Annotated in this window: 11 protein-coding genes; all 11 read left to right on the top strand. The window is 35.5% G+C overall.

Features of this window, described 5'->3' with window-relative positions:
• The first annotated feature begins 47 nt into the window (after positions 1-47).
• The 11 genes from GQS55_RS09705 (at position 48) to GQS55_RS09755 (ending at position 14,164) form a co-directional block, all read left to right on the top strand.
• Positions 48-2,612 carry a DNA translocase FtsK gene (locus tag GQS55_RS09705; RefSeq protein WP_159820125.1) on the top strand — a complete coding sequence of 855 codons (2,565 nt, stop codon included), beginning with the start codon at positions 48-50 and terminating at the stop codon, positions 2,610-2,612.
• Positions 2,613-2,624: 12 nt separating this feature from the next.
• Positions 2,625-3,407: an outer membrane lipoprotein chaperone LolA gene (lolA, locus tag GQS55_RS09710; RefSeq protein ID WP_159820128.1), complete on the top strand. Its 783-nt coding sequence runs from the start codon at positions 2,625-2,627 to the stop codon at positions 3,405-3,407.
• Positions 3,408-3,553: 146 nt separating this feature from the next.
• Positions 3,554-4,873, top strand: a complete 1,320-nt coding sequence (locus GQS55_RS09715; protein ID WP_159822702.1) for a replication-associated recombination protein A — start codon at positions 3,554-3,556, stop codon at positions 4,871-4,873.
• The gene (gene crcB, locus GQS55_RS09720; RefSeq protein ID WP_159820130.1) at positions 4,866-5,267 is read left to right on the top strand and encodes a fluoride efflux transporter CrcB; all 402 of its coding nucleotides are present in this window, start codon (positions 4,866-4,868) and stop codon (positions 5,265-5,267) included. The genes GQS55_RS09715 and crcB overlap by 8 nt, the downstream gene beginning before the upstream one ends.
• A gap of 61 nt (positions 5,268-5,328) precedes the next feature.
• Positions 5,329-6,609, top strand: coding sequence for a serine--tRNA ligase (serS, locus tag GQS55_RS09725; RefSeq protein WP_159820132.1), 1,281 nt, complete (start codon positions 5,329-5,331; stop codon positions 6,607-6,609).
• A 373-nt stretch (positions 6,610-6,982) separates the two neighbouring features.
• Positions 6,983-7,489 carry a TlpA family protein disulfide reductase gene (locus GQS55_RS09730; protein ID WP_236559817.1) on the top strand — a complete coding sequence of 169 codons (507 nt, stop codon included), beginning with the start codon at positions 6,983-6,985 and terminating at the stop codon, positions 7,487-7,489.
• Positions 7,490-7,584: 95 nt separating this feature from the next.
• Complete coding sequence (locus GQS55_RS09735; protein WP_159820134.1) at positions 7,585-8,727, top strand: M14 family metallopeptidase; 1,143 nt, start codon at positions 7,585-7,587, stop codon at positions 8,725-8,727.
• Positions 8,728-8,850: 123 nt separating this feature from the next.
• Positions 8,851-10,359 (top strand): alanine/glycine:cation symporter family protein, encoded by a 1,509-nt coding sequence (locus GQS55_RS09740; protein WP_159820136.1) that lies wholly within the window; start codon positions 8,851-8,853, stop codon positions 10,357-10,359.
• A gap of 106 nt (positions 10,360-10,465) precedes the next feature.
• The gene (locus tag GQS55_RS09745; RefSeq protein ID WP_159820138.1) at positions 10,466-10,792 is read left to right on the top strand and encodes a zinc ribbon domain-containing protein; all 327 of its coding nucleotides are present in this window, start codon (positions 10,466-10,468) and stop codon (positions 10,790-10,792) included.
• A gap of 12 nt (positions 10,793-10,804) precedes the next feature.
• Positions 10,805-11,143 carry a YeaC family protein gene (locus GQS55_RS09750; RefSeq protein ID WP_159820140.1) on the top strand — a complete coding sequence of 113 codons (339 nt, stop codon included), beginning with the start codon at positions 10,805-10,807 and terminating at the stop codon, positions 11,141-11,143.
• 75 nt (positions 11,144-11,218) lie between these two features.
• On the top strand, positions 11,219-14,164 hold the full coding sequence (locus GQS55_RS09755) for a DUF349 domain-containing protein (protein ID WP_159820142.1): 2,946 nt from the start codon (positions 11,219-11,221) through the stop codon (positions 14,162-14,164).
• Positions 14,165-14,353: the final 189 nt, after the last annotated feature.

The following is a 14,353-nucleotide window of genomic DNA, read 5'->3' on the forward strand; positions in this document are numbered from 1 at the left end:
AACATGGCTACAAATAATACTCATCTTCTTTTATCATGGAATTTTAATTGTCTTCAGAACTCGTAAAAAATACTGACGAAACTAGTCAAAAATCTGTTAATACTCCAACTGACGAGCTAACAACACAATTGAGCGGCGTACAACGCTTATTAGAAACAGGCTTACTGTTTTTTAGTGTTTTTGCCATGTTTTTAATGTTGGCATTATTTAGCTTTGATCAAGCCGATCCCGGTTGGGCGCAAACAGGGTATCAAACTCAAATTAGAAACCTTGGTGGCGCAGTAGGCGCTTATCTTTCTGATTTATTATTAAATCTTTTTGGTTACATCGCTTATACCTTACCTTTTGTTGTTGCTTTGATTGGTTGGCTACTGTTTCAAAAATTTCATCAATTAATGCAATTAGATTATTTAACGATTGGCTTGAAGCTTATTGGCTTTATTCTGTTTTATTTAGGCGTCACTTCATTAGCGAGTATGAATTTTGATGATATATACTATTTTTCGGCTGGTGGAATTTTAGGTAATGTATTAAGTAATACTTTCCTGCCTTACTTTTCATTTGTTGGAAGTACACTCATCTTCTTAATGTTTACTTGCTCAGGCTTTGTCTTGTTAACCGGTTTTTCGTGGCTAAACTTTATAGATGATGTAGGGCGTTACTGTATTTCTTTCTTTATGCTGCTAAAGGGTCTTCCACAAATAATAAAAAATCAGTTTGGTACCGGCGATGCTAATACGCATGAAAAAATTGACAATACGTTAGAAAAAGATCCAAGAGATAAAGAAGCAATAGAAGAAGTAACAAACACTGTTGAACCAGAAGTTGAAGAACCGGTTAAGAAAAAAATATCAATGCCGTTTTTCAATAAAAAACCAATTCCTGAGACACCTGAAAAAGCTGAAACTCAAGAGCCATTTGTTGATATCGATGATTTAATGGATGGTCCTTTTACTATCAATGTGCAAGAGCATGTTGATGATTCAGAAATTACGGCCGCTTTTAGCGCTGTTGAAAAAATTAATGTCGCCGATGACCAACAACCGCGTGGTAAATTATCGGCTAGCTCTGATACTAGCCAAGTTAATTTAGTACCCAGTGTTGAAGAAAAGTTTGAAGGCATGCCTTCTATAGATTTACTGGATAGAGCAGACAAAGCTAAAAATCCAATTAACCAAGAAGAATTAGAGCAGGTTAGTCGTTTAGTAGAAGCTAAGTTACTTGACTTTAAAGTAGTGGCACAAGTGGTTGCTGTTTACCCAGGACCTGTTATTACCCGTTTCGAATTAGATTTAGCTCCTGGTATGAAAGTGAGCAAGATCAGCTCATTATCTAAAGATTTAGCGCGTGCCTTGTCAGCTATAAGTGTACGTGTGGTTGAAGTCATTCCAGGTAAGTCTGTGATTGGTTTAGAATTACCAAATAAACACAGAGAAATTGTTCGATTAAGTGAAGTTATTTCGTGTAAAGAATTTGAAGAATCAAGTTCATCATTAACTATGGTACTTGGCAAAGATATTGCGGGTGAACCAGTTGTAGTTGATTTAGCGAAAATGCCGCATTTATTAGTGGCTGGTACCACGGGCTCTGGTAAGTCTGTTGGTGTTAATACAATGATTGTGAGTCTATTGTATAAATCAACGCCTGAAGATGTTCGTTTGATTATGATTGACCCTAAAATGCTTGAGTTAAGTGTATATGAAGGGATTCCACATCTATTATCTGAAGTTGTAACTGACATGAAAGATGCCGCTAACGCTCTTCGTTGGTGTGTTGCTGAAATGGAACGACGTTATAAACTTATGTCAGCACTAGGTGTTCGAAACTTAAAGGGATATAACAAAAAAGTCTTGAACGCAATTAAAGAAGGCGAGCCTATTATTGATCCAATATGGCAGCCAAGTGATGGTTTAGATCAAACTCCACCACAATTAGAAAAGCTGCCTAGTATTGTTGTTATTGTTGATGAATTTGCTGACATGATGATGATTGTTGGTAAGAAAGTAGAAGAATTAATAGCGCGAATTGCTCAAAAAGCTCGTGCCGCAGGCATTCATTTAATACTAGCAACTCAACGTCCTTCAGTTGATGTTATTACCGGATTAATCAAAGCTAATATTCCTACACGTATGGCATTTCAGGTTTCGTCAGGTTTAAACTCTCGAACTATTTTAGATCAGCAAGGAGCAGAGCAGTTGCTAGGTATGGGTGATATGCTTTATTTACCCCCTGGAACCGGTGTTCCTACTCGTGTTCATGGTGCCTTTATTGATGATCATGAAGTGCATGCCGTAGTGAAAGATTGGAAACTACGCGGTGAGCCAAATTATGTTGAAGAAATCTTAGCCGGTGGCAGTGATCCTGATATGTTACTACCCGGTGAGCAGCCTGAAGGCAGTGAAGATGAAGAATTAGATACACTTTATGATGAAGCCGTTCATTTTGTTACTGAAAAACGTCGCGTTTCTATCTCGAGTGTACAAAGACAATTTAGAATTGGTTATAACCGTTCAGCAAGAATTGTTGAGCAAATGGAAATTCAAGGGATAGTGTCTACTGCTGGCAATAACGGTGCTCGAGAAGTACTCGCACCACCACCAATTAGAGATTAAATTCGGATAAAAATGAATATGAATTATGTAAAAATTATTACCTTAGCGCTAACACTTAATGCTGTTATAAATAACACCGTGGAAGCAAATGAACTTGTCGAGAAAACGACTACATTAGCAAGTAAAGAAAGCGCAGGAAAAACTGATATAGTCACTGATGAATCAGCTATAACAGCGTTAACTACACCAAGTTTAGCCATCAAAAAGCTAACTACAGAAAAAGCATCAGCCGCTAAAATCGAATTAATGGCTAAACTGGCTAATTTAAATCATTTTAGTGCTAAGTTTGAGCAAGAAGTACAGAGCGAATCAGGCGATATTCTTGAACAAAGCTCAGGAGAATTAGCTATTAGTAAACCAAATTTAGCTAATTGGCATACGGCTGAACCAGACGAGCTATTGATTGTGTCTGATGGTGAAAATGTTTGGTTTTATAATCCATGGATTGAGCAGGTGAGTGTGTATTCTTTATCAGCTGCTATTGCACAAACACCTATTTTATTGCTAACCAGTCAAGATGAGGCGATGTGGCAAGAATATAGCGTTATAAATAATGAAGATAATAGCTTTGTTATCACAGCAAAAGATGTAAACAGTCAAATTAAGAGTTTAACGTTGCTTTTTGATACAAACAAAGCAGGGGGTAAATTGAAACAATTTTCCTTCTTAGACGCTACTGGCCAATTAAGCCACATTAAGTTAAGCAATTTTAACGATCGCACTATACCTGACGAAAGTTTATTTAACTTTGTTGTACCAGAAGGTGTGCAAATAGATGATCAACGCACTAATTAACTTATAACAGGAAATGTGTGAACATTGTGGAAGACAATCAACAAACTAATTTATTTGGCTTAGCACTAGAAACTTCTGAACATGAGTCAGTTGAAGATGCTGTTGCGGGTTCAACGGTGTCTTCTAACGCACCGCTTGCTGCAAAAATGCGCCCGCAGAGCTTAGTGGATTATGTCGGACAACAACACATTCTTGGTGATGACTCCCCGTTAAGACAAGCGATTATGCAAGGTCATTGTCATTCGCTTATTTTTTGGGGGCCACCAGGCAGTGGAAAAACGACCCTAGCAGAAATTATTGCCACCCATGCTAATGCTAAAGTAGTTAGATTATCTGCGGTAACATCAGGCATTAAAGATATTCGTCTTGCTATTGAACAAGCCAAAATTAGAGCCACTAATCATTCAAGCAAAGAAAGTAAAACGGTACTCTTTGTTGATGAAGTACACCGTTTTAATAAATCTCAGCAAGATGCTTTTTTACCTTTTATTGAAGATGGCACTATTATTTTTATTGGTGCAACAACTGAAAACCCAGCATTTGAACTAAATCAGGCTATTTTGTCTCGTGCGCGCGTGTATACGTTAAAAAAACTGAACACCGAAGAATTATCTCAGGTATTAACGAGAGCAATCAACTTGGTATCGCAGGAGCAGAACGTTAGCATAGCGATGGATAAAGATGCTAAGCAGAGTTTATTAAACCGTAGTGATGGTGATGCAAGAAGACTGCTTAACTTGTTAGAAAACTGCCTTGATAGCCAAACAGCTTTTTTATCGGGGGAAGATCAGAAAATAACAATATCCGTTGAACTCATAGCACAAGTAGCAGGCAGTAAAATAGCGCTTTATGATAAAGGTGGTGATGCCTTTTATGACTTAATTAGCGCCTTTCACAAATCTGTCAGAGGCTCAGATCCTAATGCCGCACTTTATTGGTATGCTAGAATTTTGACCGGCGGTGGTGATGCACTTTATGTGGCAAGGCGTTTATTAGCGGTAGCGAGTGAAGATATAGGAAATGCCGATCCACGGGCGATGCAATTAGCGATTAATGCCTGGGACACGTTTCATCGAGTAGGACCTAGTGAAGGCGAACGAGCCATTGCTCAAGCTGCTGTATATATGGCTTTAGCGCCGAAAAGTAATGCTGTTTATATGGCATTTAATCAAGCTAAGGCTCTAGCTGAACAAACATCAGGTTTAGACGTGCCCGATCATTTAAAAAATTCAACCAGTGAAATTACCAAGAATTTAGGTCATGGTGTTGATTATCGTTATGCTCATAATGAAATTAATGCTTTTGCTGCAGGAGAAAATTATTTTCCCGAAGCGTTAGCGAAAGCAAATGGTTATAATACCGATCTTTATCAACCGAGTGATAGAGGTTTAGAAAAGCAATTAAAAGAAAAACTCGATTATTTAAACCAGCTAAACCAAAACAGTAGTGAGCAGCGTTATGAATAATGCGATTAGTAACCTAACTTTATATGCTTTTGTTGCTTTAGGCGGGGCTTGTGGTGCTAGTTTGCGTTTTTATATTTCGCAATTAGTGTTAAATTGGCTAGGAAAGGGGTTTCCTTTTGCAACATTGATGGTTAATATCACCGGCTCATTTATTATGGGTTTATTATATCAATTAATAGAACATGAAATTTTAGATATAAATGTTCATAGAACCTTAATAGGTATTGGATTTTTAGGTGCTTTTACCACCTTTTCAACATTTTCCTTAGACTCCTTGTTATTAATTCAACAAGGAGACTTACTAAAAGCTGGCATTAATATTTTATTAAATGTGTCGCTTTGTATCGCTGCTGCTGGTTTAGGACTTTATTTAGTCTCAGCAATAGCCAAATAATATAACTTTTGTAGATTTATTTTTTAATCTTAATTTTAAACTAGAAATAACGTGAATAATTATGCTTGATGCCAAACAACTTAGAACAGATACAGATAACATTGCCACACAACTGGAAAAGCGCGGTTTTACCCTTGATACTGCAACGTTAAATGCACTAGAAGAACAACGTAAAGCGATTCAAGTTAAAACGCAAGATTTACAAAATGAGCGTAACACTCGTTCAAAATCTATTGGTCAAGCAAAAGCCCGTGGTGAAGATATTGCACCATTACTTGCTGCTGTTAGCCAACTAGGTAACGATTTAGATGCTGCCAAAGCAGAGCAAGATGAAGTACTTGCTAAAATTAATGATATTGCCAGTGCAATTCCTAATTTATTAGACGAATCGGTACCTGATGGTAAAGATGAAGATGATAACGTTGAAATTAAACGTTGGGGTACGCCACGTGAATTTGATTTTGAAGTTAAAGATCATGTTGATTTAGGTTTTTCTGTAGACAAAGGTTTAGATTTTGAAAGCGGTGCAAAATTAGCAGGTACTCGTTTTGCTGTTATGCGCGGTAAAATTGCTAAATTACACCGAGCTTTAGCACAATTTATGCTAGATATGCACACAGAAGAGCATGGCTATCAAGAAATGTATGTACCGTATTTGGTTAATGCTAGTTCTTTATATGGAACAGGGCAATTGCCAAAATTTGGTGAAGATTTATTCCATACTGATTTATCAGGTAAACAATTCTCTTTAATTCCTACATCAGAAGTACCGTTAACTAACATGTACCGTGATGAAATTGTTGAAGAAGCTGAATTACCAATAAAAATGACAGCACATACACCTTGTTTCCGCAGTGAGGCAGGCTCTGGCGGTCGTGATATCCGTGGTCTTATTCGCCAGCATCAGTTTGATAAAGTAGAAATGGTACAGTTGGTTAAACCTGAAAATTCATTTGATGCATTAGATGAGTTAACGGGTCATGCAGAAGCTATTCTTGAAAAATTAGAACTGCCGTATCGCACGATGGCGCTTTGTAGTGGTGATGTTGGCTTTAGCGCAACAAAAACCTTTGATCTAGAAGTTTGGTTACCAGCACAAAATACTTACAGAGAAATTTCGTCTTGTTCTAACATGGGCGCATTCCAAGCTCGTCGTATGCAAGCACGTTTTCGTAGTAGCGAAACCAATAAGCCTGAATTATTACATACCTTAAATGGCTCAGGTCTAGCAGTAGGTCGAACGTTAGTTGCTGTATTAGAAAATTACCAACAAGCGGATGGTAGTATTAATATTCCAACAGCATTACAACCTTATATGAATGGCTTAACCAAAATTGGTTAATTGGTTAATTGGTTCATAAATTACCGTTAGTCATTACTTTACGTCGTCATTCCGTAGTTCACTTAATACGGAATCTCACGCAGTTAGTCGTATAAAAAGAGAGATCCTGAATCAAGTTCAGGATGACGACAAGTAGTTGTTCAGATTGACGATAAACAGTTATTTAGGTTAACGGTAAATAACTGTTCAGGGTGGTGTTAAATAGTTGTTTAGAATAATAGTGGAACGACATTCATACTACCGATAATATTGAGAAAAGAGCTATTAACATTTTGTTATTAGCTCTTTTTTATTATCTATTAAAATATTTCTGTAATAAATTACCACTTATCGGGTCTACTCCTTGTAACCTAAAATTTAAAGGAATATTCACTTGCTTACTACACTCCGTAATTTTTTAATTCAAGCCATAATCGTCGTCGTTGTTTTTCAAAGCGTATCTTACCTGCGCGAAACGACTATGCTTTCTTCTGATACCAAAATAACACCAACGAGTGCATTGTCATTTACGCAAGTGCCAACACTGTTAGGAGATACGGTTTCATTAAATTCACAAGGCAAAAAAACGATTATTTATTTTTTTGCACCTTGGTGTAAAGTTTGTGATATTAGTATTAGTAACTTACAAACTTTGTATGAAAAAAATAGTAATATTGATGTAGTTGCTGTTGCATTAGACTATAGAAAACTCAGTGAGATATCAGATTTCTCGCAAGACAAGAAATTAACGTTCCCTATTGCGTTAGGAAATGAAGAAATTAAAAATGCTTTTTTAATTACTGCTTACCCTAGTTACTACGTTATCAACGAAGAAAATACAGTTATTGGTAAATCTTTAGGGTATTCTTCTGAACTTGGGCTTTATTTAAGATCTCTATAGTGATCTTATTTATGTTTGTGTACACTGTTTCCTTACTCTTTAGTCCATACCGAACAACAGATTAGTCGGTATGAAAGAAAAAGGCTTTCTACTTTATGCAAATATCTGACAACTTTGATAGCGGTAATATCCGTGTAATTGATGCAAGTAATACCAACAATATTCAATTAGAAATAAAACACGATAATCAATCTGAATTTTACCAGTGGTTTCATTTTAAGTTACAGACGGATGCTAGTCCTAGTAATGCTCGTCAAGAACATGTTCTTAATATTATTAATGCAGGAAAATCTGCTTATGTTGAGGGCTGGAAAGGTTATCAAGCGGTAGCATCCTATGATCGTGATCATTGGTTTCGTGTACCTACTACATTCGACGGTGACAAACTGACGATAACGATGACCCCAGAATACGATTCTGTTTATTTCGCTTACTTCTCTCCTTATAGTTACGAACGTCACCAAGATTTATTGCATAATGCACAAATGGATCTTGAATGTCAGCTACAGGTTTTAGGTCAAACACTTGATGGTCGAGATGTTAGCTTATTGAAAGTTGGTGAAGAAGGTGAGGGCAAGCGTGTTATTTGGTTAACTGCACGTCAACATCCAGGTGAAACCATGGCTGAATGGTTTATTGAAGGTTTTCTCGATCGTTTACTTGATGAAGATGATGGTGTTGCGCGTGCCTTATTAAATAAAGCTGTATTTTACATTGTGCCTAATATGAACCCTGATGGTAGTGTTCGTGGACATCTTCGTACTAACGCTGTTGGTACAAATTTAAATCGTGAATGGTTAGAGCCTTTGATGGAACGAAGCCCTGAAGTTTACTTAGTACGCGAAAAAATGCTTGAAACAGGCATTGATATGTTTTTAGATGTTCATGGTGACGAAGCATTACCTGTTAACTTTTTAGCGGGTTGTGAAGGTGTGGTTAATTACGATGAACGCCATAAAGCACTTGAAGACAAATTTAAAAATATTTTATTGTCGTTAACTCCTGAATTTCAAGATGAGCGTGGCTACGACAAAGATGAACCTGGTCAAGCTAACCCTACGGTTGGTACAAATTGGGTCGGCAATCAATTTAAATGCTTAGCTTATACTATTGAAATGCCTTTTAAAGATAATGACTTACTACCTGATTACAGCGTGGGATGGTCTGATGTTCGTAGCAGTTTGCTAGGACGTGATTTCTTAACCGGCATTTATCACATGGTAGATGATTTAAGATAGTTTTAATCTTTACTGTATTCGTCAATGTAAGTGTCATAAGAACACATTAATTGACGAATGCATTTTCAAACCAAACACTATTTAATAAGTGTATAAAATAATAAAAATAAAGAGGAAGTTTACGTGCAAGATTTAGTCAATACTATTAACGGTTATATTTGGAGTAGTGCTCTGATTTACCTGTGCCTAGGTGCAGGTTTGTTTTTTACTGTGTTAACACGTTTTGTCCAAGTTCGACAATTTTCAGAAATGTGGCGTTTGTTAATGTCAGGTAAAAGTTCAGAAAAGGGTATCTCCTCTTTTCAAGCTTTAGCCGTATCTTTATCTGGTCGCGTTGGTGCTGGTAACATAGCAGGTGTAGCTGCTGCGATAGGTTTTGGTGGGCCTGGTGCTGTTTTTTGGATGTGGGTTGTCGCGTTTTTTGGTGCTGCTACAGCTTATATCGAGTCAGCGAATGCACAAATCTATAAAGAAGAGCATGATGGTAAATATTATGGTGGTCCCGCTTATTATATTGAAAAAGCGATGGGTCAAAAATGGTATGCATGGATCTTTGCTATAGCTACAATTCTTGCTACGGGTGTGTTGTTACCGACAGTACAATCTAATACTATTGGTACAGCCATAGAACAAGTTTTTTCTAACAGTGGTAGTATTGCTACAGGTATTGGTGTTATTAGTTATGCCAAACTTTATACTGCGACCGGTATAGTATTGCTACTTGGTTTTATCATTTTTGGTGGGATCAAACGAATCGCCAACTTCACACAAGTTGTTGTGCCATTTATGGCATTAGCCTATATTTTAATTTCATTAATTATCATTGCTTTAAATATCACTGAATTACCTAGAGCATTTATGATGATTATTAGTGATGCCTTTACGCCAATGGCTGGTTTTGGTGCTGCTATAGGTTGGGGTGTTAAACGTGGTGTTTACTCTAATGAAGCAGGTCAAGGTACTGGCCCGCATGCTGCAGCCGCTGCTGAAGTTGAACATCCTGCCCAGCAAGGGTTAGTACAATCATTCTCAGTATATATCGATACGCTGTTTATTTGTTCTGCGACAGCATTTATGATTATTATTACCGGCGCTTATAATGTACACGGTGTAGGTGATGGATTTATCGTGCAGAATATCGGAAGTAATATTGCCGCGAATGGTCCTGAGTTTACGCAAATTGCGGTAGAAAGTGTTTTTACTGGTGTAGGTAAACCGTTTGTTGCTTTAGCATTATTTTTCTTCGCCTTTACTACAATATTGGCGTATTACTTTATTGCTGAAAATAATATTTATTACATCAAGCGAACGTTTAAACTTCCTGGTGCGGTATTCATACTTAAAGCCGTCATTATGACCGCTACTTTCTATGGAACGGTAAAAGCCGCTAATGTTGCATGGGGGTTAGGCGATATTGGTGTAGGCCTAATGGCTTGGTTAAATATTGTTGGTATTATTATCATCTTCTTTATGTCTAAACCGGCGATAAAAGCGTTAAAAGACTATGAAGAACAGCAAAAAGCTAATGTTGATAAATATACTTTTGACCCGATAAAATTAGGGATCAAAAATGCAACATTCTGGGAAAACCGTATAGCCAAAGCTAAGAGTGACAAGATTAACGAGTATTAACGCTATATCAATAGAAATAATAAAAAAAACGTCTTTAAGGACGTTTTTTTTTGCCTGAAAAAGGGTAGAATATTAGTAAGATAATGTGTAACAAAGGTTAACCAAAATGGCAGTAATTAATTGCCCTAATTGCAAAAAAAAAATATCGGATAAAGCAAAAGAATGTAGCCACTGTGGATTAGCATTACAAGCATTAGACAGTGATAAAATCGCTAGTTTAAATCGCGTCAATAGAATTAATAAAGCTCAAAGATTAATGAATTATTCTTTTGTCTCCATGTTAATGTTTTGCGGCGGTTTTTTGTTTATGTTTTGGGATAATGTTGAGAAAGGTTCTTGGCAGCATACGTTAGCTATGATTTGTACCATTATTGGTTTTATTATGTATTTAGTTATTCGAGTAAAATTACTTCTCTTTAAACGAAAAAAATAACCTGAGTCTCTTATGAATTTACAAGATACAATTGAACATATGCCAGAGGCAATGTATTTACGTCTAAAATGCGCAGCTGAAACTGGCAAATGGCCAGAAGGTACTTTGGTAGACCAAGCACAACGCGATACAGCGTTACAATTAATTATGGCCTATCAAGCGCGTCACTTAAATAGTGATGAAATGTTAACGATTGGCAGTGACGGTCAAATGGTACATAAAAATAAGCGTCAATTAAAAGAGCAGTTTTCTTCCGTTGCTAAAGAAGAAACTATTACGTCAAGTACTACCGTAAACCCAGAAAATGAAAATTCAACTAAGAGCGATATCGCTCATTTTACCAACCTATAATAATCAAAAGTATATTTTCTAATTCATTTTCTTAGAAGTATTGCATGTTTATTTATCATCAAAATGTGATTTCCCATGATTTTCAATCTGTTTAAAAGTAAAAACAACTGGCAACATAAAGATAGTAATGTTCGTATTGCCGCTATAAATGATGAATTAACTAATAATAGTGAGGATAAAACAGTACTATTATCACTACTACATAACGATGATAGTGAGTTAGTCCGTCGTGCGGTATTATTAAAGCTAAATAGTTTTGATCATTATTTAACTGAGAGCTCAGTTAATAATAATAACAGTGTACGAGATTTTGCTAAATCTCAAGTACAAGACATTCTCTCTGGTAAGCATAATATTGTTTTATCTCCTAAGCAAAAGCAGGATTTTCTATCACAGATAATTGATTTAACAAAGACAAGCAAAGAACAAATCATTGACAGTGCTTTATTAAACCATTGGTTTGATCTTGAAAGTGAACCTAGTTTGGTTCTCAGCTTATTTGAAGTACTTGTGCAAAACAAAAATTCAGCCCAATTCTTATTGCAAACGTTCACTAAGAAACAATCTAACCAAATTCAGAAACATTTATTATCGCTTGAATATAACGAACTCAAAGATGCGTCATTATTAACAAAATTGAGTAAAAAAGCGGTTGATGATGAAGTCTCTCAAATAATAAATACCCGTTTAACACAATTGATTGAAGAAAAAGAAAAACCGAAAAAATTGTTAAAACAAAAACAATTAGTGCTAGCGAAATTATTAGCACTTAAAGATCAATCAGATTATGCATATTACCTAACAAATAAATCAGCTTTAGAAGGTGAGTGGCAGCAAGATCTTGCTGAGATATCTTGTTTGACAGAAGAAGATCAAGAAACACTATTAAATAAATTTACTAAAATAACGGGACAACTTACCCAAATTTTTGCGCCGAAAGAAGAAGCGTATCAGCAAGCTAAAATTGCAGAAAAGTTACTTAATGAAAAAAATACAGCAAAAGAAAGCTTTAATCTAATTATTGCAGAATTAAATAAAAAAATAACCACAGCTGTATTTGATGGAAGCTTAGAAGGAAATGATACAGGGAATGTTGTTGGCAATAATACTGAAGAAGAATTTTTAAGTACATTAAATAAACTTAACGATGATATCAATGCAAGTGTGCTCAATAAAAAAGAACAAAATGAGTTTTTACAAAAATGTTCGCAACTAAGAATACGATTAACGCAATTACCTGAAATTGCTCAATCAGTGAGTGAAGCGACTTACCTTATATCTAATATTTCACAGTTAGCTTTACCTGAATCGCTGAGTGAATTAAATGAACGTCAAGAAACATATAATGATTGGTTAAGTAATTATAAGTCTGTCAATAAAAAAGCGTGCGGTGTGTTACCACAGTCGATTACTGAAGCTTATAAAGAGATTACACAAAATTGGCAAAATGGTTTAAGACCTTTGCAACAAGAACAAAAAAAATTATTTGAGCAAACGAAGAAAAAATTAATTGATCTAAAACGTTTATTAGTTGGCGGCAAATATAAAGTTTGTTTTGGTTTATTCAAAGGGGTTAATCAAGCCATTGTTTTATTATCGATTCAACAACAGCTACAATTACAACGTGACCTTGAAATCGTCAGTAAAAAAATGGCTGAAATCAGTGATTGGGAACATTACATTGCAACGCCACGTAAACAAGAGTTATTAGTTGAAATTAATACTTTAGTGACAACACCATTAGACGATCCAAATGCACAGGCAAATAAAGTAAAGCAATACAGAAAAACGTGGAATTCATTAGGTCACGCAGATGAAGACGTAGATAAAGAATTGAATGAACAGTTTAACTTAGCGTGTGAACAAGCATTTGCCCCATGTCGTTTGTTTTATGCCGAGCAAGAAAAAATGCGCGAACTTCATTTAGTCACACGTAATGAAATTTTAGTACAAGCGCAAACCTTAGCAGAAATGATACAACCTGAAAATACTGATAGTGCCGCAGTAGACTTTAAAGCACTTGATGGTAAATTAAATAAATTACAACAACGCTGGCAGCAAGCAGGTGAGGTTGATAGAGAACAATATCAAAAATTATTTAAACAATTTAAAAATATCATTCCGCCTATTAAAAATGCAATTAAAGGTTTTCATGATGCTAACGGTGTTAAAAAGCATGCATTAATTGTTGAAGCTGAACAGCAACTTGCTAATGAAGATACTTATCAAGCAATCGAAAATGTTAAGAAACTACAATCGCAATGGCGTGATATTAGTTTTGCCGGTGCTCATCAAGAGTCTAAACTTTGGCAAAAATTTAGAGCGATTAACGATCAAGTTTTCGCAAAACGAGATCAAGCTAAGTCCGAACAAAAATCAGAATTAGCTCAGTTGGCCGAAACATTTAGTCAAACACTTAGTAATATTAAAGTAAGTGTTAACAACATAGCAGATGCTAGTACAGATAAAAGTATAGAAAAAAATAATATTCTTAGTGCCAAAAAACAAGCTGAAGAATTATTATCACAAGTGATTGCTAACAAGCCTGTTATTAAATCAGTTGCTAGTGATATTGAATTGTTTATAAAACAACTCAATAAAAAAATCGTACAAATAACCGTTGATGAAGAAAAGAAAAGTTGGGAAGGTTTATTTAATATTCTTGAGCGAATGGCGCAGTCTGACATTATTGCTGAAGAAAATATTGTAAGTTTAAATGAATATCAAAACCTAACGAGTTTTTGGCAAAAACGATTATCAGATCTTTGCTCAATAACCACTCAGGCTAATTCAAGCGAACGTGAAGATAAAACACTAGAACTTGAAATCTTGGCTCAAGTAGAATCACCAAAAGAGTTAGCGTCACAACGAATGATGGTACAAGTAAAGTTAATGCAAGAACAAATGCAATCATCAGGTATTATTGATTTAAATAAACGTTTAATTGATTGGTTAGCATTAGGAAAATTAAATGCGTCAGATGTTGAATTATTGATTCGATTAAAGAAAGTATTTGTTTAATAATAACCTAAATAAGCATGGCTGCTCTTTTAAAACTGATAATGCTGTTCACCGATAGTGAACGGCATTACTAATTAAAAGCCTTTATATTGTTTTATTTAAATGAATTGTTTTTTAATCAACAACATAACTAATTCCATTTTGAGTTCTTTCTACCCATACTTATATTCGGAATAGTAGATAATAAGT

Source organism: Colwellia sp. 20A7, from assembly GCF_009832865.1.
GTDB lineage: Bacteria > Pseudomonadota > Gammaproteobacteria > Enterobacterales > Alteromonadaceae > Colwellia.